The 19,980-nt window shown below is 53.2% G+C and carries 20 protein-coding genes and 3 tRNA genes; 15 read left to right on the top strand and 8 right to left on the bottom strand.

Annotation, left to right across the window (positions count from 1 at the left end; all coding sequences use genetic code 11):
- Positions 1 to 482 precede the first annotated feature (482 nt).
- The gene (locus tag C1N58_RS14905) at positions 483 to 1,433 is read left to right on the top strand and encodes a YncE family protein (RefSeq protein ID WP_054634545.1); all 951 of its coding nucleotides are present in this window, start codon (positions 483 to 485) and stop codon (positions 1,431 to 1,433) included.
- On the opposite strand, the gene C1N58_RS14900 is transcribed toward C1N58_RS14905, so the two are convergent.
- The gene (locus tag C1N58_RS14900; protein ID WP_039338802.1) at positions 1,430 to 1,984 is read right to left on the bottom strand and encodes a histidine phosphatase family protein; all 555 of its coding nucleotides are present in this window, start codon (positions 1,982 to 1,984) and stop codon (positions 1,430 to 1,432) included. The genes C1N58_RS14905 and C1N58_RS14900 overlap by 4 nt on opposite strands.
- 585 nt (positions 1,985 to 2,569) lie before the next feature.
- On the opposite strand from C1N58_RS14900, the gene C1N58_RS14895 reads away from it, so the two are divergent.
- The 4 genes from C1N58_RS14895 (at position 2,570) to C1N58_RS14880 (ending at position 7,452) form a co-directional block, all read left to right on the top strand.
- Positions 2,570 to 3,964 carry an MFS transporter gene (locus tag C1N58_RS14895; protein ID WP_006121824.1) on the top strand — a complete coding sequence of 465 codons (1,395 nt, stop codon included), beginning with the start codon at positions 2,570 to 2,572 and terminating at the stop codon, positions 3,962 to 3,964.
- A gap of 45 nt (positions 3,965 to 4,009) precedes the next feature.
- Entirely contained in the window at positions 4,010 to 5,035 is a 1,026-nt protein-coding gene (locus tag C1N58_RS14890; protein ID WP_394549936.1) for a LacI family DNA-binding transcriptional regulator, read from the top strand.
- A gap of 9 nt (positions 5,036 to 5,044) precedes the next feature.
- A complete protein-coding gene (locus C1N58_RS14885; protein WP_394549935.1) occupies positions 5,045 to 6,031 on the top strand; it encodes a nucleoside hydrolase in 987 nt (328 codons plus the stop codon).
- Positions 6,032 to 6,231: 200 nt separating this feature from the next.
- Complete coding sequence (locus tag C1N58_RS14880) at positions 6,232 to 7,452, top strand: MFS transporter (RefSeq protein WP_033740181.1); 1,221 nt, start codon at positions 6,232 to 6,234, stop codon at positions 7,450 to 7,452.
- On the opposite strand, the gene C1N58_RS14875 is transcribed toward C1N58_RS14880, so the two are convergent.
- Together C1N58_RS14875 and C1N58_RS14870 are read right to left on the bottom strand one after the other, a co-directional pair.
- Positions 7,449 to 7,913: a YbaK/EbsC family protein gene (locus C1N58_RS14875; protein ID WP_006121828.1), complete on the bottom strand. Its 465-nt coding sequence runs from the start codon at positions 7,911 to 7,913 to the stop codon at positions 7,449 to 7,451. The two genes, C1N58_RS14880 and C1N58_RS14875, sit on opposite strands and share 4 nt — an antisense overlap.
- 192 nt (positions 7,914 to 8,105) lie before the next feature.
- Positions 8,106 to 9,200: a GGDEF domain-containing protein gene (locus tag C1N58_RS14870; RefSeq protein WP_039338799.1), complete on the bottom strand. Its 1,095-nt coding sequence runs from the start codon at positions 9,198 to 9,200 to the stop codon at positions 8,106 to 8,108.
- 257 nt (positions 9,201 to 9,457) lie between these two features.
- On the opposite strand from C1N58_RS14870, the gene C1N58_RS14865 reads away from it, so the two are divergent.
- The gene (locus tag C1N58_RS14865; RefSeq protein ID WP_006121831.1) at positions 9,458 to 9,691 is read left to right on the top strand and encodes a DUF1435 family protein; all 234 of its coding nucleotides are present in this window, start codon (positions 9,458 to 9,460) and stop codon (positions 9,689 to 9,691) included.
- A gap of 45 nt (positions 9,692 to 9,736) precedes the next feature.
- On the opposite strand, the gene C1N58_RS14860 is transcribed toward C1N58_RS14865, so the two are convergent.
- The 4 genes from C1N58_RS14860 to rsmC form a co-directional block, all read right to left on the bottom strand.
- Positions 9,737 to 9,823 (bottom strand) — tRNA-Leu (locus C1N58_RS14860).
- A gap of 28 nt (positions 9,824 to 9,851) precedes the next feature.
- A tRNA-Leu gene (locus C1N58_RS14855) sits at positions 9,852 to 9,938 on the bottom strand.
- 30 nt (positions 9,939 to 9,968) lie between these two features.
- Positions 9,969 to 10,055: transfer RNA gene (locus C1N58_RS14850), tRNA-Leu, on the bottom strand.
- Positions 10,056 to 10,214: 159 nt separating this feature from the next.
- Complete coding sequence (rsmC, locus tag C1N58_RS14845; protein WP_394564289.1) at positions 10,215 to 11,246, bottom strand: 16S rRNA (guanine(1207)-N(2))-methyltransferase RsmC; 1,032 nt, start codon at positions 11,244 to 11,246, stop codon at positions 10,215 to 10,217.
- A gap of 105 nt (positions 11,247 to 11,351) precedes the next feature.
- Between rsmC and C1N58_RS14840 the strand changes: the two genes are divergently transcribed.
- The 3 genes from C1N58_RS14840 to yjjG are packed head-to-tail and all read left to right on the top strand — an operon-like array spanning position 11,352 to position 12,874.
- Positions 11,352 to 11,762: a DNA polymerase III subunit psi gene (locus C1N58_RS14840; protein ID WP_006121833.1), complete on the top strand. Its 411-nt coding sequence runs from the start codon at positions 11,352 to 11,354 to the stop codon at positions 11,760 to 11,762.
- On the top strand, positions 11,734 to 12,174 hold the full coding sequence (gene rimI, locus C1N58_RS14835; protein WP_006121834.1) for a ribosomal protein S18-alanine N-acetyltransferase: 441 nt from the start codon (positions 11,734 to 11,736) through the stop codon (positions 12,172 to 12,174). Before C1N58_RS14840 ends, rimI begins: the two co-directional genes overlap by 29 nt.
- Positions 12,175 to 12,193: 19 nt before the next feature.
- A complete protein-coding gene (yjjG, locus tag C1N58_RS14830) occupies positions 12,194 to 12,874 on the top strand; it encodes a pyrimidine 5'-nucleotidase (RefSeq protein WP_394549934.1) in 681 nt (226 codons plus the stop codon).
- Between the two features lie 113 nt (positions 12,875 to 12,987).
- On the opposite strand, the gene C1N58_RS14825 is transcribed toward yjjG, so the two are convergent.
- Positions 12,988 to 13,656, bottom strand: a complete 669-nt coding sequence (locus C1N58_RS14825; protein WP_394564288.1) for a YtjB family periplasmic protein — start codon at positions 13,654 to 13,656, stop codon at positions 12,988 to 12,990.
- A 107-nt stretch (positions 13,657 to 13,763) separates the two neighbouring features.
- On the opposite strand from C1N58_RS14825, the gene serB reads away from it, so the two are divergent.
- The 6 genes from serB to C1N58_RS14795 all read left to right on the top strand — a co-directional run bounded on the left by serB (position 13,764) and on the right by C1N58_RS14795 (position 19,956).
- Positions 13,764 to 14,741 (top strand): phosphoserine phosphatase, encoded by a 978-nt coding sequence (gene serB / locus C1N58_RS14820; RefSeq protein WP_394549933.1) that lies wholly within the window; start codon positions 13,764 to 13,766, stop codon positions 14,739 to 14,741.
- Positions 14,742 to 14,754: 13 nt separating this feature from the next.
- Positions 14,755 to 16,137, top strand: a complete 1,383-nt coding sequence (gene radA, locus C1N58_RS14815; RefSeq protein WP_394564287.1) for a DNA repair protein RadA — start codon at positions 14,755 to 14,757, stop codon at positions 16,135 to 16,137.
- A 92-nt stretch (positions 16,138 to 16,229) separates the two neighbouring features.
- On the top strand, positions 16,230 to 17,468 hold the full coding sequence (nadR, locus tag C1N58_RS14810) for a multifunctional transcriptional regulator/nicotinamide-nucleotide adenylyltransferase/ribosylnicotinamide kinase NadR (RefSeq protein ID WP_039338797.1): 1,239 nt from the start codon (positions 16,230 to 16,232) through the stop codon (positions 17,466 to 17,468).
- Positions 17,469 to 17,790: 322 nt separating this feature from the next.
- Positions 17,791 to 18,708: a winged helix-turn-helix domain-containing protein gene (locus C1N58_RS14805; protein ID WP_394564286.1), complete on the top strand. Its 918-nt coding sequence runs from the start codon at positions 17,791 to 17,793 to the stop codon at positions 18,706 to 18,708.
- A complete protein-coding gene (locus C1N58_RS14800; RefSeq protein WP_394549931.1) occupies positions 18,708 to 19,157 on the top strand; it encodes a hypothetical protein in 450 nt (149 codons plus the stop codon). The genes C1N58_RS14805 and C1N58_RS14800 overlap by 1 nt, the downstream gene beginning before the upstream one ends.
- Positions 19,158 to 19,401: 244 nt before the next feature.
- Positions 19,402 to 19,956: a fimbrial protein gene (locus C1N58_RS14795; protein ID WP_375124411.1), complete on the top strand. Its 555-nt coding sequence runs from the start codon at positions 19,402 to 19,404 to the stop codon at positions 19,954 to 19,956.
- The last annotated feature ends 24 nt before the right edge of the window (positions 19,957 to 19,980 follow it).

The following is a 19,980-nucleotide window of genomic DNA, read 5'->3' as shown; positions in this document are numbered from 1 at the left end:
TATTGTGTTTTATGCCGGTCGTCGAAATAACGTGCTTAACTGCCAGCCTGTATCTGAACCGCTATTAAAGCAGACATCGCTGTACTGCAATGCTTATTCGTCTTGCCGGGTGATGTGACGATGGCACGTGGCAACGACGTTTTGAACAGGCGAAATCAACCACGCCAGGTTATTTAATAGAACACAATGTAGTCATTCGCTATGCCTGATAAACACTTTAGGATAAAACGGAAATAACGCTCAGCCGGAAACAAAAATAAATATTTATTCACGCTAATGGTTTATTTGTTTATGACAAACTGAGTCTGTCGTCATGCTGAACATTTAACTTCAAAAAAAACCGATACACTGTGAAGCTGTCAAAGGGATACAGGCTAAATCGGGATAAAAAAATTATTTAGCATATTTTATCAATTCTCAGGTGTACGCAGCCCGATAACCCTTGTCTACGCTTTAAGCTTACCGATGATAAAGGAGATGCCATGTCGTTTGACTCTCGAGGATTACTGGCGATCGACAGACAAACCCGCCGTGCGCTGTTTCTCGATCCCGACACGTTTGCCGTCAGCCAGGCCGTGGACGTGATTCCGACGCGGCTGCATGAACTGCTGATGCTTGCGCCCTGGGGAAAAGCTTTTTTGCCCTTGTACGGCGATGCGATGCGAAGTGAACTCCCGCATCCCGGGCACAAAGTCGCCGTAATTGATCTTCGACGGCGGGAAATTACCGACTACATTGATCTGTCGCCGTCTAAAGCGCCCCACAGCGGTCAGTTAGGGCGGGATGGCAAAGTCTATTTGTGTTGCGAGAATCCAACGGCCGTCGTGGTGATCGATCCCCAAACGCATCGTGTTGAAAAGACCATTCCTATTCCGCTGGATAATACCCATCGCCTGACGCTCTCTCCGAGCGGCCGCAAATTATTTACCGACAACGAGCAGGACGCCACTATCACCGTGGTGGATCTCTGTGAGGCGGAAGGGCGCGTCATTGATACGGTGCTTATGCCGGGCCCCGTTTCGGGTCTGACAGCCTCACCCAAACATCCCTACCTGATCGCCAGCGCCGCCGATGCGCCCTTGCTGTATGTGGTGGATCGCCAGAGTCATCGTATCCGCCAGCGGCTGGCTTTGCCCGATCATCAGCATCCCTGCCAGAAAGTGCGCTTTAGTCCGGACGGAGACTACCTTATGGCGATGGGTGATCAGGAGCCGACTGTGACGCTGTTTGACGAGTTGCTTAATCCGCTGGGGCGAATCACGCTGGCTGGACAACCGCTCGATGGCTGTTTCAGCCCGGACAAAAAAAAGCTGCTGATCACGCATGATGACAATAAGACGTTAAGCGTGATTGATTTGATGCGCCAGACCGTGGTGATGACCGCAGAAGTGGGCGCGGGTTATGAAACGCTGAGCTACTTCCAAATCGATTAAATAAACGGGCGATGGTAAATCGCGGAACTCCAGTGACGGCTGCTGGCATGCTTTTCGGCCTGCCAGCCACGCTTACGCAGTTCGCGGGCAATCATTTTGTTCATAATGCCGTGACCCAGCAATAAAACCGTGCCTTTCTCCGATAAGGCGATCAGCCTGTCAGCGGCGCGCGACGCCCGTGCGCGCGCATGTTGCAGTGATTCGGTCTCGCCCGCGTAACCACACAACCACATCGCACGCAGAATGGCCTGCCAGACAAAGGTGGGTAACTGAAGGCGATCGGCCCGCAGCAGCGGAATGCCGACTTCACTGAACAGCGCATCGACATGATGCGGGCGCAGCCCCAGGTGCGCCAGCGAGGAGTGGGCGCGGGGTAACGGACTGCAGACGACAACCGCGGCGTTGCGCGCGATATTGATGCTGCGCTCAGGCGGCCCATCGCTGACCAGCGAAAGATCATAGGCTTCGCACCAGTCCGCCATGCCCTGCGCACTCAAACGGCGGGCAAAAGGGTGGGCGGGTTTGCCGTGTCGCATCAGGATAATGGTCATAACGTGTAAACAGCGTCCTCCAGGTCAGGTGCGGACAGGGCTCTGCGCGACTGTACGCGATACAAACGTGGTGCGTTGTCATTTTGCAGTCACACCAGTATGCGACAACAGCATCTGATGAAAGGTTCTGACGGCCAGTTTGGCTTAATGATAAAAGAAAAGTGAACCGGGTCTAGCGTTATGCTGTTTTTTTGCGCGTCAGGTTACAATTAACCAACTGATTTTGCGTTAAAAATAGCATCTGATGCAGCTTGATACTAAAGAAAATCTAACAAATTTACTCAAGTGCTATTGATTTATCTACGCGCGTAGATAAACTGGCTTCCAGTGATTGCTCTCGGTGCCCGATGCACGGTAGGCCGATCGAGGAACAAGTTACATTCGCCAGACTTATACGACCGCTGAAAAATACAGCGGCGAAGCTCGCGATACTGCGGATTCCAACACCAGGGAATCTTTTAACTTTCCTTTCATCATGGTTAGCCAACTGAATGTCGCCACCAGAGCGATTCTTCTGCTTACAGTCAGGGAATTGTCTCTCGGAATGGCATTTATCTATCTGCATGTTTTCAAGGGACAGCGTTTATGACGGCACAGCACTCCGTTACGACACAGGCATCACTGCCTTCTACCTCCGCCGCAGATGAGCGGTTTAACACCTCAGCCGGCCGCAAAGATTTTTGGCGCGCTACGGTTTCCTGTTGGTTAGGCACGGCAATGGAGTATGCAGATTTTGCGCTCTATGGCCTGGCTGCGGGCATCATTTTTGGTGATGTCTTTTTCCCCGAACAAACGCCCGCGATGGCACTGCTTGCCAGTTTTGCCACCTGGTCCGTTGGGTTTATTGCCCGTCCGATCGGTGCCCTGTTTTTCGGCTGGCTGGGCGATCGTAAAGGCCGCAAGGTCGTCATGGTCACCACCATTATCCTGATGGGCGCCTCCACCACGTTGATTGGGCTGATTCCCAGCTATGCTTCGATTGGCATCTGGGCGCCGGCCTGCCTGGTGCTGTTACGCTTCAGTCAGGGCTTTGGGGCGGGCGCCGAACTCTCAGGCGGAACCGTTATGCTGGGTGAATATGCACCGGTCAGGCGCCGTGGCCTGGTGTCATCGGTCATTGCACTCGGCTCTAACAGCGGCACGTTGCTGGCCTCGCTGGTCTGGCTGCTGGTGGTGCAAATGGACAAGCAGAGTCTGCTGGAGTGGGGATGGCGCATTCCGTTCCTGAGCAGTGCGGTGATCGCTCTGGTGGCCTTGTGGATCCGTCGTAATCTGCGTGAAACACCGGTATTCGAGCGTAAGAAAGCAGAGCTTGCCGAAACGCGCGCCCAGGTGATTGCCGCGCATCGTTCTGAAGCGGATACACGCCCCTTCTTTCAGCGCACACGTGCCTTCTGGACAATGGTCGGGCTGCGCATCGGTGAAAACGGCCCCTCTTATCTGGCCCAGGGCTTTATTGTGGGCTATGTCGCCAAGGTGCTGATGGTAGATAAATCCGTGCCCACCACGGCGGTGTTTATCGCCTCATTGCTGGGGTTCCTGATTATTCCGTTTGCAGGCTGGCTGTCTGACCGTTTTGGTCGCCGTGTGGTCTATCGCATGTTCTGCCTGCTGCTGATGATCTATGCCTGGCCTGCTTTTACCCTGCTGGATACGCGTGAACCGGCCATCGTGATTCCGGTGATTGTGGTCGGCATGGCGCTGGCTTCTCTGGGCATCTTTGGCGTACAGGCGGCCTGGGGCGTGGAGATGTTTGGCGTGAATCACCGTTATACCAAGATGGCGGTCGCGAAAGAGCTGGGTTCTATTATTTCAGGCGGCACTGCCCCGTTAGTAGCGGCGGCCATGCTCTCTTATACCGGACACTGGTGGTCGATCGCCGTCTATTTTTCCGTGATGGCCACGATTGGTTTCCTGACTACGTTTGTGGCACCGGAAACACGTGGGCGCGACCTTAACCTGCCAGAGGACGCTATCTGAAACAGGCTATGCTAAAGGCAGTGCACGTTAAGTGAGGAAGGGGAAGTGGCGAAACAGGTGAAAACCGCCGTGACGCGGAGTGACGTTGCTAAAGCTGCCGGGACCTCCGTCGCTGTGGTGAGTTATGTCATCAATAATGGCCCGCGTCCGGTCGCGGACGCGACCCGGCAACGGGTACTGGCGGCAATAGAGCAGACCGGCTATCGCCCGAATGCCGCCGCGCGTGCCCTGGCGTCAGGGAATACCAAAACCTTTGGTCTGGTGGTGCCCAATATCAGTAACCCCTTCGTCGCCTCCATGGCGCATATGCTGCTTCAGGAGTCGCTCAACCACGGCCATGTGATGCTGCTGGGTGATGCCGGCGACGATCGCAAGCGTGAACTGGAGCTGATTCAGGGGCTGCTGAACCGTCAGGTCGACGGTCTGTTTTACACCAGTGTCGATCGCCATCCTTTCATCGATATCATCAAAGCCAGCGGGACACCGCTGGTCATGCTGGATCGGGTCAACCCACAACCCGGTGTCAGCATGCTGCGGGTAGATGAGCGTGACGCGGCGTTTCAGGTGACGTCGCATTTACTCAGCCATGGCTATCAGCAGGTCGGGATGATCAGCGGTCCCCGGGACATGCTGAATGCGCAGGATCGTATTCAGGGCTGGCGCGATGCGCTGCGGGCGTATGGTTTACCAGCCGATGATGCCAACATTTTCCCCGCAACCTATACACGTGAGGGCGGCTATCAGGCTGCTTTACGTATGATTGCCAGTAAACGGGTGCCGCGCGCCCTGTTTGCCAGCAACGAAGGTCAGGCGATTGGCTGTATTCGCGCCTTCAGCCAGCATGGCCTTCGTGTGCCGGACGATGTGGCCCTGGTCTGTTTTAACGGAACCGATCAATCCGCCTACCATGTTCCGGCATTAACCACCGTGCGCCAGCCGGTTAAAGAGATGGCACGCTGTGCGATTCATATGCTGAAAGCGTGGAATGGCGAGGCACGGATTGAAGCATTTCCACACCAACTTGAGATTGGTGAATCTTGTGGCTGTCGGCCATCAGAACAAAACAAATAAAGCGACCTAATGAAAAGACTGATTATTGATTGTGATCCGGGGAACGGGATTGCCGGGGCCAATACTGATGATGGCCTGGCCCTTTCCCTGGCGTTAGCCTCACCAGGGCTCTCGCTGGAGTTAATTACGACGGTCGCCGGGAATACCCCGAGTGATGTCGGTGCACGAGTCGCTAAAGACTTAATGGCGCGGCTGGGCTGTGCGGTTCCTGTCGTACAGGGGGCTACGCGGGCGTTGTGCGAAGACCCTGCGCCCTGGCGCGCGCTACTGGATAAGCGGGTCGAACAACTCGACCTGATGGCGTTATGGCAGGGCGTTCCTCAGCCTGCGGCATTACCGGCTGACGGAAACGATGCTGCTGTGGCGATGGGGCAGCTCATCTGTGATAATCCCGGCGAGATCACCCTGATTGCGATTGGCCCGTTGACCAATGTGGCGCTGGCCATGCAGCGTTTTCCCGCAATGGCCGAATCGGTAGCCGAGATTGTGATTATGGGGGGTGTCTTTGCGCTGGAAGATTACATCAAAGACACGAATTTCGGTGTGGATCCCGAGGCGGCTCATCAGGTGTTGCACAGCGGTGCCGCCATTACCCTGGTGCCGATGGATGTGACAACACAAACCATGCTGACCCAGGCCGATCTCAAACGTCTTACCCGGCACGCTCATCCGCTGACCCGTTTCGTGCGGGAGACGTTGCAGCCCTGGATAGATTATTCAATGCAGACCCGGCATCTGCCAGGTTGCTGGATTCATGATGCGCTGGTTGTCGCCTGGTTGCTTAATCAGCGTGTCGCCTGGGGCACGGATTACCGGGTCGATATTGAGCTTCGTGCGGGAGCCACACGCGGGAAAAGCTGGCGTTATCGTCAACCCCTGCGGCTGGATATCGGTATCCCACCGGACAGCGGTGCGCTGGTACATGTGCTGCACAGTGTGGATAACGCTCTTTTGCTGTCCATCATTGAGTCGGCATTTCAACACCTTCCTGAATAACGTACAGGCGATTCGTCGCCTGACCTGCTGGCAGGAAGTCAGACACGCTTTCTTACAGCCTGATCCACTGCCTCACAATTACGCAATACGCTCTCCTCCTAAACATGATGTATACATTTGATTAACAATCACATCACTCTTCGTTAGCCACCAGAAAATTTTTGGGCGGAGCGCCAGAGTGTCTCAGAGAGGAGACTTGTATGCTTGACTGGACATCGACCCAGCGCAATGTGGCTTTCGCCTGTTTTGCCAGTTGGACGCTGGACGCTTTCGACTTTTTTATTCTGGTGTTTGTCCTGAGTAATCTTGCTCAGTACTTCCATAATTCCGTCACCGACGTGTCGGTCGCTATCATGCTGACGCTGGCGGTGCGCCCGCTGGGTGCCTTACTGTTTGGCCGGATGGCGGAAAAATATGGCCGCAAGCCCATCCTGATGCTGAATATCGTCTTTTTCTCGGCGTTTGAGCTGTTGTCCGCCTGGTCACCCACCTTCACCGCATTTCTGGCCTTTCGTGTTTTCTACGGTATTGCCATGGGCGGAATCTGGGGCGTGGCATCCTCGCTGGCGATGGAGACAATACCCGATCGTTCACGCGGTCTGATGTCGGGCCTGTTCCAGGCGGGTTATCCCTGTGGCTATTTGCTGGCGTCCATTGTGTTCGGTCTGGTTTTCGACATGGTAGGCTGGCGCGGCATGTTTCTTATCGGCGCTGTCCCGATTCTGTTGTTGCCGTTCATCTACTTTAAAGTCCCGGAATCCCCGGTCTGGCTGGCCGCGCGTGAACGTAAAGAAAGCAGTGCCCTGATGCCCGTCCTGCGCCAGCACTGGAAAATATGTATTTACATGGTGCTGCTGATGGCCTGTTTTAACTTTTTCAGCCACGGCACGCAGGATCTGTATCCGACTTTCCTCAAAGTGCAGCATCAGTTTGATGCGCACACGGTCAGTATTATTGCTATCGCCTACAATATTGCTGCGATGCTGGGGGGCATTTTCTTCGGTACGCTGTCAGAACGCATTGGGCGCAAGCGAGCCATTATTATCGCGGCGCTGCTGACGCTGCCTGTGTTGCCGTTGTGGGCCTTTTCCAGCGGTTCCTGGACGATTGGTCTTGGTGCCTTCCTGATGCAGTTTATGGTGCAGGGCGCCTGGGGCGTGATCCCGACTTACCTGAACGAACTGGTTCCGGGAAACGCAAGAGCAGTGTTGCCCGGCTTTGTTTATCAGTTGGGGAATCTCATTGCGTCCGTCAACGCGACGCTGCAGTCGCGCATTGCTGAAGCGCATGGCGGCAATTACGGTCTCGGTATGGCCATTGTAGCCGGGACGGTGGCAGTATTGATTTGCCTGTTTGTCGCCTTTGGCCGGGAAACGCGCGGCATGACAATTTCGGGAACGGTGGCAAAGCAGACGCACTAGCGCGTTTCACAGACATCTACCCATTTTGCCGCAGTGAGTTCAGCCATTTGCTGCGGCGAAATGCGGACAGCGCTGTGAATCGATCCTGCGGCAGGCAACACTTCATCAAAGCTTTTTAACGAGATATCGCAATACACGGTCACCGGGTTTTCCAGGCCAAAAGGGCAGACGCCGCCCACAGGATGCCCGGTCCAGCTAATCACTTCGTCCACACTCAGCATGCGCGCTTTCGCACCCATCACCGCTTTCAGCTTACGATTATCTAACCGTGCATCACCGCGTGTGACCACCAGGATCACCTCATTTTTCACTTTGAGTGACAGCGTTTTCGCAATTTGTCCCGGTTCAACACCGTGAACACGTGCCGCCATTTCTACCGTTGCCGTACTGTATGGCATCTCAATGATGTCTATTTCCGGCGCACGCTCGGCAAAAAACTGGCGTACAGACTCCAGGCTCATTTTTTACTCCCGACTAATCGAAGGCGTAGAAATTGCCATAAGCCCGCGGTGGTGTAAACGGCAGAGCGAAAGAATAGGTAACAGAATGCATAACGGTACGTTAACAGAGAGCTATGGCCGTCAGGCCGGGGACAGACAGCCCCCGGTGATGTACGTGCCGACGGCTGGTGGTCCTGCGACCCGGCTCGGCGGTTAGCCGATCTCGCTGACGGTATTGTGAAGTACGGGGAGATCTTCCCAGGCGAGGATGGTATTGCGCCCCTGATTTTTTGCCACGTAAAGCGCACGGTCGGCGTTCGCAACCGCCTGATCAAATTCATCATCGTAAATAGGGGCAATGCCTGCGCTGATAGTCACATGCGTAGAAACGCGCTCATTAAACATATGCGGTATTTCCAGGTTGACGACATATTGCCGAATACGTTCAGCCAGTTTCATGGCAATCGAGGCATTCACATTGGTCATCAGCACAAGAAATTCTTCGCCGCCATAACGGGTTACCACATCACGTGACCGAACGGCGTCACGAATAGCGACAGAAACGCGGGCCAGCGCCTGATCGCCCATCGCGTGGCCGTAATTATCGTTGTAGGCCTTAAAATGGTCGATATCAAGCAATAACACATAATGGCTACCCGCATGATTATCCAGAATGTTATCAAGGCGGTTCTTCAGTCCGCGGCGGTTATATAAACCGGTTAACGGATCGAGCATACTGAGATCGCTAAACGATTCTTTCTCTTCATATAATTGATACATTAAGCGCAGTGTAAAATCTTCCGAACGTCGGCGCATTAAATGTTGTAAAGAAAACCCGATCAGCGGCAGGGCAATGGTCAATAAAATCAAGGGCAAATGCTGTCCGTGATCCAGCATCAGCACGGTGAGCATTGCGGGCGTGATGTGCAAACAAAACGCCACTAAATAATCGCTTAAGGCAATCGCACTGATAAAAAAAACGCACAGCAGACTGACAATCAGAAATCCACCATCCGTCAAAGAAACAAATTGGTAGCGGTGCTGAATATGCCACGCCCATAACCCGCCTAAAATCAACGCCACAGGATTTAACAGGGGTAATTTTAGTTTTGCCTTTATTAAACACGTGGCCAGCATCGTCATACTGAAGAAAGCCACCATAATCACCGGTAAAGTAACTTGTGTTTCATTGTTTTCTGCTAAAGGGAGCAGACAAAATAGTGAAACTGCAGCGTTTAAAAACAAAAAGAGCATGAAAGAAAGGCGGTATTTGCTGTGTTTCAATTCATCATAAGATTCTATTTTCATTATTGATACTCGTGACGGCCCTGAAATAACAAAGCAAAAGCCGGCAAATGATTTCAGCCGATCGACAGATTTAATATTGCTGTTATAAATTGTGTAATCAGCCGCAATTTAGCATTTTCTTGTTTCTCTGTCATCTTCCCGCCGGGCCACAAAAAACAAGCTGCGCATTGAGAATAGTTATCATATGATAATGGGAATGGTTATCATCCATGTGATCAGGTACTGTCCTGACAGCGATGACAGATGAGGAGACGATGATGCGCGGGATAAAACTGGACAGTGCATGGGCGGGCGTACTGGCCTGTGCGGTAATACCAGCTATGACGCTGTGGCAACCCAGCTTCGGGCAGTGGCGTATGATGATGTTGGTGGCGTTACTGCTGACAGTGCTGATGCTGTTTAATCAGCGGATGCGGCATTATGTGTTACTGCCTTCCTGTCTGGCGCTGGCAAGCGTGCTGGCCGCGATTAGCGTGAGATTAACCGGATAGTAACAGTAAAAAGGGAGCAGAAGAAAAAGAGAGGGAGGACAACGTTGGTGCGAAGAGAGGGACTTGAACCCTCACGTCCGTTAAGACACTAACACCTGAAGCTAGCGCGTCTACCAATTCCGCCACCTTCGCATCCTGTTGTCTTTTCATATCACCGCATTGGTGCGAAGAGAGGGACTTGAACCCTCACGTCCGTTAAGACACTAACACCTGAAGCTAGCGCGTCTACCAATTCCGCCACCTTCGCGCAGTGCTCGCGATATGAAATCTGTGATTTTGGTGCGAAGAGAGGGACTTGAACCCTCACGTCCGTTAAGACACTAACACCTGAAGCTAGCGCGTCTACCAATTCCGCCACCTTCGCATACCCGTAATACGTTACCGTATTACAACCACGGAGGCGCATTTTAGAGATTTTACTCAATGCGTCAACACATATTTCGCCAGACGGAAACGATCGCTGCAAAAAGCAACGTTTTCAGCCTGGCAACACGCAAAAAGGGCGAAAAAGGCAGAAAAAAGATTAACGGGCTTTCGCTTCGCGACCGTAAACGGCACGGTAAACTTTGAAGCGACCGGTCTGCGCCAGCACTTCATGATTGCCAAAGGTTTCGTCCAGCACCTGGGGATAAGGCAGGAAGGCATTCGCCACAATGCGCAGTTCTCCGCCGCTGTTAAGGTGCTTAACGGCACCACGAATCAGCGTTTGTGCTGCATCCAGGCTGGTCTGTGTGCCTTCATGAAACGGCGGGTTGGAGATAATCATGTCAAAGCGCCCGGTGACATCGGAAAAGACGTTACTGGCAAACACTTCGCCTTCCAGACCGTTAGCGGCCAGGGTGGCTTTGCTGGCCTCGATTGCGGCGGCATGGACATCGCATAACCACAGGCGCACTTTGGGCGAATGCGCCGGTAACGACGCCGCAATCACGCCTGCACCACAGCCGATATCCAGCACTTTGCCTTTGGTATGGGGCGTGAATGTTGAAAGCAGTAACGCGCTGCCGGCATCCAGGCCGTCGCGGCTGAAAACGCCAGGTAAGGTATGGATGGTCAGGTCATCCAGCTGATAGCGGTTGCCAAAGGCCGAAGCATCAAAGGCGGGCTGCTTCTCCAGACGTCCGTGATAAAGACCGCAGCGACGCGCACTGTCGATTTTTTCCAGGGTCACCCACTGCTCCAGCATGCCTTCTGCGCTGCGCACGCCGCTGCGGTTCTCACCGACGACAAACACATCACAGCCGACGGGCAGTAACGACAGCAGGTTCTGCAACTGAAACTGCACTTCAGGTTTGTTTTTGGTCCAGAAGTAAACCAGCGTATCGCAACCCTGCACATCGTCGGCCTGCGCAACCAGTCCATAACGCGCCTGGTCGCCCAGACGGCGGCTCAGGTTTTGCCAGTGATGATATTGTTGGGTATGCACACGGGAAGCGGCGGTCTCCAGCTGTGCGGGCAGGTCATCCTGCAGGTCGCCAGCAAATAAAACGTGGCGGGTGGAAAATTCATCACTGTGGCGCAGAATGACTTCACTGGCCGGGGTAAAAGCAGACATGTCGGGCTCCTGTAAGATCTGAGCGGAGATTATAGTGGTTTGTTGGCGCATGTTCGATGGGTTTGCTAGCATAGCGTCGCATTCCGCGAGCAAAGCAGGTATACCATGACGTCCAGGCGCGACTGGCTTTTACAGCAAATGGGGATAACGCAGTATCAACTGCGCCGCCCGCGCGTGCTCCAGGGCGAAATCGCCGTGCGGCTTTTGCCGGATACCCAACTGATTATCGTGGCGGAAAATCCGCCCGGTTTGCAGGAGCCTTTCCTGCGTGATGTTCTGCACACGCTCGGTCTGAAACCCACGCAGGTCATGACCGTTACGCCGGATCAGCTGCAAATGCTGCCGGAAACGTTGAACTGTGCAGGGTGGTTGCTGGGCGTTGAGAGCGAGCAATCCTTTAACGGCGTGGCGTTATCGAGCGCGTCTTTCAATGAACTCCTGAGTAGCGGTGCCGCCCGGCGCGCGCTCTGGCAACAAATGTGTGAACATGACAGCCATTTCTTTTCTCACGCCTGACGCGATTCCCCAGGCTTTCGCGATTGAGTGCCGTAGCCATGCGTTTCCATGGCGCGAAGAGACCTTTATCAGCAACCAGGGCGAGCGGTTTCTCAACCTGCGGCTGGATGTCGAAGGCCAGATGGCCGCCTTTGCCATTACCCAGGTGGTGCTGGATGAAGCTTCGCTGTTTAATATCGCTGTCGATCCGGCGTATCAACGGCGCGGCTTCGGGCGGGCGCTGCTGCAGCATTTAATCGATCAACTGCTTGCACGCGATGTGATGACGCTGTGGCTGGAGGTGCGTGCGTCCAATGCACCGGCCATCGCGCTGTACGAACAGCTGGATTTCAACCAGGTCAGCCGCCGTCCCAACTATTACCCTTGCGCCAGTGGCCGTGAAGATGCCCTGATCATGGCGCTGACGCTGTAGCCGCTTGTAAGGAATGTCGATGTTAGATAACTGGGATTGCATTCTGTTTGATGCAGATGACACGCTGTTTCACTTTGATTCGTATGCCGGCCTGCAACGCCTGTTTGCCGGGTACGATGTCCGGTTTACCGACCAGGATTTTGCAGATTACCAGGCGGTCAACAAGCCGTTATGGGTGGAATACCAGAATGGCCAGTTATCCGCACTGGAGCTTCAGACTCGCCGCTTTGCCGGCTGGGGGCAAAAGCTGAGCGTGGCGCCGGCCATTCTTAACGATGGCTTTCTGTCAGCGATGGCGGAAATTTGCCTGCCGCTGGAGGGCGCAGACAGCCTGATGACGCTGCTGCACGGCCGCGTCAAAATGGGCATCATTACCAACGGTTTTACCGCCCTGCAGCAGCGCCGTCTGGAGCGTACCGGCTTTCTTGATTACTTCTCTGCGCTGGTGGTGTCAGAAGAAGTGGGCGTGCCTAAGCCTGAAGCCAGAATCTTTGACTATGCGCTCGCGCAACTGGGAAACCCACCGCGCGATCGGGTGCTGATGGTCGGCGATACGCCGGAATCCGATATCCTCGGCGGCATGAATGCCGGTATTAAAACCTGTTGGGTTGACCATGGGACGCGCCCCTTGCCTGACGCAATTAAACCCGACTGGCGGGTGAACACGTTATCAGAGCTGGAAGCGCTGCTCAGAGGCTGACTCTCGCCCGAAGTGCAACGTCAGTAAGGCCCGTGAAACGGGCCTTTTACATTGGGCTAAGCGTTAAGGAAGGCAGGAAAGGGCTGTCAGACGTTGACCTGTAAACCCTTCCGTCACGCGGAGGGTTTCGCGGCGTCGTCTTTTTTCTCGTCCTCTTCGTCATCCTCTTTCACAGGCGTACTGGCCGTGAGCAGAAACGGAGACTGCTGCCAGCGCGTGCGACGGTCGCGCAGTAACGTGCGACTCAGGATGATGCCAATGGCCAGCGCCAGCAGCATCATCAGGCGCAGAATATTGGTGGTGTTATCTACCTGGCGTGATTCGGTGACCAGCACGTGCGTATCCAGCGTAACGCGCAGAAAGCCAGCAGGGCCATTGCTGCCGCTGAGCGGCTGGACAATTTGATGATTAAAGTAACTGCCCGCGCGCTTGCCATCCAGCGCCAGCCGATCGCGCACGTTGATATTTTCGCCGCTGTGCGCCACCAGGCTGCCATCGCCTGCATAGACGGACGCATCCAGAATACGGCTGTTGTCGGTCATCTGACTGATGATGGCCTCAATCTGGCTACGATTGTCTTCGCTGTTATCCATCAAGGGTTTCAGACTGAAAGCCACTTGCCGGGTCAGCGTCTGGGCCAGCTCTTCTGCCTGTTCAGAACGGGCCATTTGATGGCCAAGGCTAAACCAGGATGCGCCTTGCATAAGCACCACTAACAGCGCCAGTGAAATCAAAACAATCACCGTGCGATGTAAGCGAAATTTCATTGCGGTTTTAGCCATTAATTATCCGAATCACGTGACGACAGAAAGCCTGGATATTATGTTGCCAGAAGCAGCGCAGACAAGGTAGCCTCTTGCGTGGTTTTGTTGTTCCTACAGGAGCCCTGATGTCAAATCATCTTACCTGGTGCGACCTGCCTGCTGATGTCTCTCTATGGCCGGGGTTGCCCCTTTCACTGAGCGGTGATGAAGTCATGCCGCTGGATTACCGTGCTGGCCGAACCGGCTGGTTACTCTATGGTCGCGGTCTGGATAAACAGCGTCTGACCGATTACCAGCATCAGCTTGGGGCCGCCATGGTGATCGTCAGCGCCTGGAACGTTGACGACTATCAGGTCATCCGCCTGGCGGGCTCCCTGACGCCGTTTGCCAGCAAACTGGCGCACGAGCTGGCGCTGGACGTAGCGCCGCTGGGGAAAATCCCCCACCTGAAAACGCCGGGCCTGCTGGTCATGGACATGGATTCCACCGCCATCCAAATCGAATGTATTGATGAGATAGCCAAACTGGCGGGCTGCGGCGAGCAGGTGGCAGAAGTCACCGAGCGGGCGATGCGCGGCGAGCTGGATTTTACCGCCAGCCTGCGCCAGCGCGTGGCGACGCTGAAAGGGGCGGATGCCAATATTCTTAAGCAGGTGCGCGACGAACTGCCCTTAATGCCGGGTCTGACCACGCTGACCAAAAAATTACAGGCGCTGGGCTGGCAGGTCGCGATTGCCTCAGGTGGCTTCACCTATTTTGCCGAGTTCCTGCGCGATAAGCTGCATCTGGCGGCAATAGCCGCTAATGAACTGGAAATCCGGGACGGAAAACTCACCGGCGAGGTGCTGGGTCCTGTCGTTAACGCACAGTACAAAGCAGAGACGTTGAAAAAGCTGGCGAAGCGTTTTGAGATTGCGCCAGAGCAGACCGTGGCGATCGGCGATGGTGCTAATGATTTGCTGATGATAAAAGCGTCGGCGCTGGGCATTGCTTACCATGCCAAACCGAAAGTCAATGAGCAAACCGCCGTCACGATTCGCCATGCCGATTTGATGGGCGTGTTTTGCATCCTGACCGGTAGCCTGATTCACGAAGAGCGTTAACTGAGGAGTTGTTTTGGCCAAAGCGGCAAAACGCGCATTTGTCTGTAACGAGTGCGGCGCAGATTATCCACGCTGGCAGGGGCAGTGCAGCGCCTGTCACGCCTGGAACACGATTACCGAGGTGCGTATTGCGGCTTCACCGGCGGCGGCGCGCAATGAGCGCCTCAGCGGTTATGCAGGCAATGCCGGAACCAGTCGGGTGCAAAAGCTGTCCGAAATCAGTCTGGAAGCCTTGCCCCGTTTTTCGACCAGTTTTAAAGAGTTTGACCGCGTGCTGGGTGGCGGTGTGGTGCCGGGCAGTGCCATTCTGATTGGCGGTAACCCCGGCGCCGGGAAATCGACGCTGCTGTTGCAGGTGATGTGCCGTTTAGCCGAGAGCATGAAAACCCTCTACGTCACCGGGGAGGAGTCATTACAGCAGGTCGCTATGCGCGCCCATCGTCTGGGATTGCCGAGTGACAATCTGAACATGCTGTCGGAAACCAGCATTGAGCAGATCTGCCTGATTGCGGAGCAGGAGCAGCCGCAAATCATGGTGATCGACTCGATTCAGGTGATGCACATGGCGGATATCCAGTCGTCGCCGGGCAGCGTGGCACAGGTGCGTGAAACGGCCGCCTATCTGACGCGTTTCGCTAAAACCCGTGGCGTGGCAATTATCATGGTGGGCCATGTGACCAAAGACGGATCGCTGGCCGGGCCAAAAGTTCTGGAGCACTGCATTGACTGCTCCGTCCTGCTGGACGGCGATGCCGATTCCCGCTTCCGGATGTTACGTAGCCATAAAAACCGCTTTGGTGCCGTCAATGAACTTGGCGTATTTGCCATGACCGAGCAGGGCATGCGTGAGGTGAGCAACCCGTCCGCCATTTTCCTGTCGCGTGGTGAAGAGATCACGTCCGGCAGTTCGGTCATGGTGTTATGGGAAGGCACCCGTCCTTTACTGGTTGAGATTCAGGCGCTGGTGGATCATTCGATGATGGGCAATCCGCGTCGGGTTGCGGTCGGTCTGGAACAGAACCGCCTCGCCATTCTGCTGGCAGTGCTGCATCGTCATGGCGGTTTGCAAATGGCGGATCAGGATGTGTTCGTCAACGTGGTCGGTGGCGTGAAAGTCACGGAAACCAGTGCTGACCTGGCCCTGATGCTGTCGATGGTGTCCAGCCTGCGCGATCGCCCTTTGCCGCAGGATCTGGTTATCTTTGGCGAGGTCGGACTGGCCGGAGAGATTCGTCCGGTGCCCAGCGGACAGGAGCGCATTGCTGAAGCGGCTAAACATGGCTTTAAGCGGGCGATCGTGCCGGCGGGTAACGCACCGAAAAAGCCGATTGAGGGCATGCGCGTATACAGCGCGAAGAAGCTGGCGGATGCGTTGGCTATCCTTGATGATCTCTAAGCGAGTCCGTTTGTCCGGAGGCCGTAAGGTCACCGGGCAGGCGACAGGCTACGCTCTTCCCCTCGTTGAACATTGCTTGCAGGAGGCACCACATGTCGGCGTTTGATTATTTAAAAACGGCGATTCGCCAGCAGGGCCACACGCTTCAACAGGTGGCCGATGCCAGTGGCATGACCAAAGGGTATTTAAGCCAACTGCTTAACGCGAAAATTAAAAGCCCCAGCGCGCAAAAGCTGGAGGCACTGCACCGTTTTCTCGGCCTGGAATTCCCCCGTCGCGATAAAAAAATAGGGGTGATCTTTGGCAAGTTTTATCCGCTTCATACTGGCCACATCTATCTGATTCAGCGTGCCTGTAGCCAGGTCGATGAGCTGCATATCATCATGGGCTACGACGAGCCGCGCGATCTGAGCCTGTTTGAAAACAGCGCCATGTCGCAGCAGCCCACCGTCAGTGATCGTCTGCGTTGGTTACTGCAAACCTTTAAGTACCAGAAAAATATTCGCATTCACGCCTTCGATGAAGAGGGGATTGAGCCCTATCCTCATGGCTGGGATGTGTGGAGCGCAGGGGTAAAGATCTTTCTGGAAGAGCAGGGGATTGCGGCAGACTGCGTCTATACCAGTGAGGCGCCTGATGCAGAGATGTATCAACAGCATCTGGGCATTCAAACCATACTGATCGATCCGAACCGATCGTTTATGAATATCAGCGGCGCGCAGATTCGTCAGGATCCTTTCCGCTTCTGGGATTACATCCCCACCGAAGTGAAGCCCTTCTTTGTGCGCACCGTGGCTATTCTGGGCGGTGAGTCGAGTGGGAAATCTATGCTGGTGAATAAGCTGGCGAACATATTTAACACGTCCAGCGCCTGGGAATATGGCCGCGACTATGTCTTTTCACATCTGGGCGGCGATGAGATGGCGCTTCAGTATTCGGACTACGACAAGATCGCGCTGGGCCATGCACAGTACATCGATTTTGCGGTGAAATATGCCAATAAAGTGGCATTTATTGATACCGATTTCGTCACGACCCAGGCATTTTGTAAAAAGTATGAAGGCCGTGAGCATCCGTTTGTTCAGGCCATGATTGACGAGTATCGCTTCGATCTGGTGATCCTGCTGGAAAACAACGTACCCTGGGTAGCGGACGGGTTACGCAGCCTGGGCAGCTCTGTCGATCGCCGCGAGTTCCAGAGCATGTTGATAGCGATGCTGGGTGAAAACAACATCGACTTCGTTCATGTGCAGGAAGAAGATTATGACGCGCGCTTCCTGCGCTGTATTGAACTGGTGAACGGTATGCTGGGAGAACAAAGCGCCCTTTGAGATTTTTGCCTGCACGCCGGGGCGGTGAGGGGACACCCTGCCGCTCCTCACGTCCTGTTTTCTGCGCCTGTTATTTTCCCGCCTTTTTGATTACAAAAAATAATGCTTTGCAAAATACCGCGCCCTCCAAATAACGTACGTAACATACACAAACAAAATAAAGAATTTTGAATTCCTGAGTAACATTATTTCGTATTTAAAGTCTGAAATTATTTTATTTCTTCTGTTTGTTTATGTTAAATGTAAGTTCAATATTATTTACTGGCTTATATTAAGGGAGTATTCATAAGACAGAAATAAGGATATATCCGGATTTAATAATATGAAAAAGATAAGTATTGGTAATGAAGTGGTTTTTTATCCTGGGAAAAGGGAAATTGTTGGTAATAATCAGGTGCTGAAGCTGCATTCTTCAGTCTCATATTGTTTTGAATTGCTGATCGCGCGGCAGGGCGAAATTGTCGATCATGAGGCGTTTTATCAGTATGCCTGGCGACGGTTTGGGATGGAGGTCAGTGCCAATGCGTTATATCAAAGTATTTCGCTCATCAGAAAAGCGCTGTTGGCATGCAATATCCGTCAGGATGTGATCAGGACCATTCCACGCCGTGGCTTCATGCTGGCAAATGCGATTCTTATTGAGGAGTCGACAATTGCGCCTGCTGATGAGGACGCTGGGGCAGGAAAAAACGACCAGAAAGACGAACAGAATATTCCGCCCTTCGCTACGTCCGGTGAAGAGGCGAGTGCGTGCGATACAACGGAATCCGTTATTCAGGATGATGAGGATATTTCAGAAAACCTTATTAAGAACGCACCGTATTCTGAATCAGAATCTCAACAGCCCATCAGCCGTCCTGAGCCTGCTGAATTCACTGCCAGCAAAGGCGCTTATCGCTATGCTATTTCGACACGGCATCTTTTTATCACGGGACTGGCGGTGATGACGATACTGGTTTGTGGTTTTGCCATCATGACCTTTTCACTTCACCGCCACGAGATGATTTTTATTAAACGGTTTGAGATGAATGGATGTGAAATATACGCCAATGATAAAGCCGGTAATGGCCTGGTCGCGCGCATCGCCGTTGACAGTAAAGTCAGTTGTACAGAACGACGAAAGATTTATATCACGGCATTTACCAATGGTGGACGCATTTCGGTACTGCAATGTAAAAATGCACTCTCGCTTTTCGGTTCCCCCGACTGTATTTCGTATTATTATATAAGGAGTAAGTAGTGAAGTTAACGTTTCTGTTGGCTTTAATAATGATGACAGCAGCAGGCATTGTCGTGTTTTTATTTAGACAGGATTCTGTCCATTGTATTGCAAATATTAACTACATCAGAAATGGTGAGACATTTTCCGTGATCGCCTCTCACGATATGCGAGAGGGGCACGGTGTTATCGCCATCACCGGCCGACTCACCGATAGCAATCATAATGTCATCAGTTTGAGTAAAATAATCCGGTTTACTTATCAGCGCGAGGGCGATCTGTATCTTGCCCGGTCAACATTAATCGAACCTTCACCGGATAACCAAATGTCCCAGCAGGAACAACAAAAGTGGCTGCCGGCATTTTTTATTACCGTGGGAGCGACGTTTCCGTTTGTCATTAAAAGGACAGGTATTGACACCTGGACATTTTATTCAGGCCCTGTTCCGCTTTATCTTTGCGAAAAATAATGCCGTAAACGTGGCGATTTTTATCGCCGCAGGGGGATTCCTGGCCTGTTGTTACCTTATGGACTATCTCATTTCAGCAACACTGTCCTAACACCATCCTATTGAATTTAAATATATTTATATTTGATGGTGTCTTTCTTCACAAAAGCTCAGAACACTTCACACACAGTTTTCCCACCGTGCCCCTTATGATCCTCGTCGCCAATGCGCATCTTTACTTACCAAAATCATAAGAGGGAATCCAATGAAAGCCAGCTCTTTATCACGCTGCATGACACTTTTTTTGTGTGGTGCGGGTTTTATTTCTTTTAATGCTTTTTCTGCGTCAGAAAATACGATTCGCTTTCAGGGCGAGGTAAATGCACAAACCTGTAGCGTTAATGTTAATGATGCAACCGGCAGCCCGATTATTCTGCTGCCGACCGTTTCAACGGCCGCGCTGAGTTCGGCAAAATCAACCGCCGGAAAAACGCCATTTACGATTAACTTAACCGGTTGTGTCGCACCGGCTTCCGGAACAACACAGGCAATAACTATTAATCTGGTTGGCAATAATATTTCGTCCACCGGCGATTTACTCAATACCGGAACGGCCAACAATGTGGCGTTGCGTTTGCTGGACAGTAGTGACAAAACGATCGATTTGTCGGGTGGAACGGCAACAGTTTCCGGAATGAAGCTGGAAAGTGGAAGCACCAGCGCATCCCAGGATTTCTCGGTCGAATATTACAGCGACTCTGGAAATGCGGCCGCCGGTACGGTTTTAAGTAGTGTGCAATATTCTGTCAGCTATCCCTAATCATCAGGCCCCCTTATTTTAAGG

The sequence above is a fragment of the Pantoea sp. SGAir0180 genome (assembly GCF_043546245.1).
This window is presented reverse-complemented; position numbering and strand designations above follow the sequence as displayed.

Coding starts and splice junctions, on each gene's coding strand:
- C1N58_RS14905 (WP_054634545.1), top strand. CDS start 483: ATGTCGTTTGACTCTCGAGGATTACTGGCGATCGACAGACAAACCCGC.
- C1N58_RS14900 (WP_039338802.1), bottom strand. CDS start 1,984: ATGACCATTATCCTGATGCGACACGGCAAACCCGCCCACCCTTTTGCC.
- C1N58_RS14895 (WP_006121824.1), top strand. CDS start 2,570: ATGACGGCACAGCACTCCGTTACGACACAGGCATCACTGCCTTCTACC.
- C1N58_RS14885 (WP_394549935.1), top strand. CDS start 5,045: ATGAAAAGACTGATTATTGATTGTGATCCGGGGAACGGGATTGCCGGG.
- C1N58_RS14880 (WP_033740181.1), top strand. CDS start 6,232: ATGCTTGACTGGACATCGACCCAGCGCAATGTGGCTTTCGCCTGTTTT.
- C1N58_RS14875 (WP_006121828.1), bottom strand. CDS start 7,913: ATGAGCCTGGAGTCTGTACGCCAGTTTTTTGCCGAGCGTGCGCCGGAA.
- C1N58_RS14870 (WP_039338799.1), bottom strand. CDS start 9,200: ATGAAAATAGAATCTTATGATGAATTGAAACACAGCAAATACCGCCTT.
- C1N58_RS14865 (WP_006121831.1), top strand. CDS start 9,458: ATGCGCGGGATAAAACTGGACAGTGCATGGGCGGGCGTACTGGCCTGT.
- rsmC (WP_394564289.1), bottom strand. CDS start 11,246: ATGTCTGCTTTTACCCCGGCCAGTGAAGTCATTCTGCGCCACAGTGAT.
- C1N58_RS14840 (WP_006121833.1), top strand. CDS start 11,352: ATGACGTCCAGGCGCGACTGGCTTTTACAGCAAATGGGGATAACGCAG.
- rimI (WP_006121834.1), top strand. CDS start 11,734: ATGACAGCCATTTCTTTTCTCACGCCTGACGCGATTCCCCAGGCTTTC.
- yjjG (WP_394549934.1), top strand. CDS start 12,194: ATGTTAGATAACTGGGATTGCATTCTGTTTGATGCAGATGACACGCTG.
- C1N58_RS14825 (WP_394564288.1), bottom strand. CDS start 13,656: ATGGCTAAAACCGCAATGAAATTTCGCTTACATCGCACGGTGATTGTT.
- serB (WP_394549933.1), top strand. CDS start 13,764: ATGTCAAATCATCTTACCTGGTGCGACCTGCCTGCTGATGTCTCTCTA.
- nadR (WP_039338797.1), top strand. CDS start 16,230: ATGTCGGCGTTTGATTATTTAAAAACGGCGATTCGCCAGCAGGGCCAC.
- C1N58_RS14805 (WP_394564286.1), top strand. CDS start 17,791: ATGAAAAAGATAAGTATTGGTAATGAAGTGGTTTTTTATCCTGGGAAA.
- C1N58_RS14795 (WP_375124411.1), top strand. CDS start 19,402: ATGAAAGCCAGCTCTTTATCACGCTGCATGACACTTTTTTTGTGTGGT.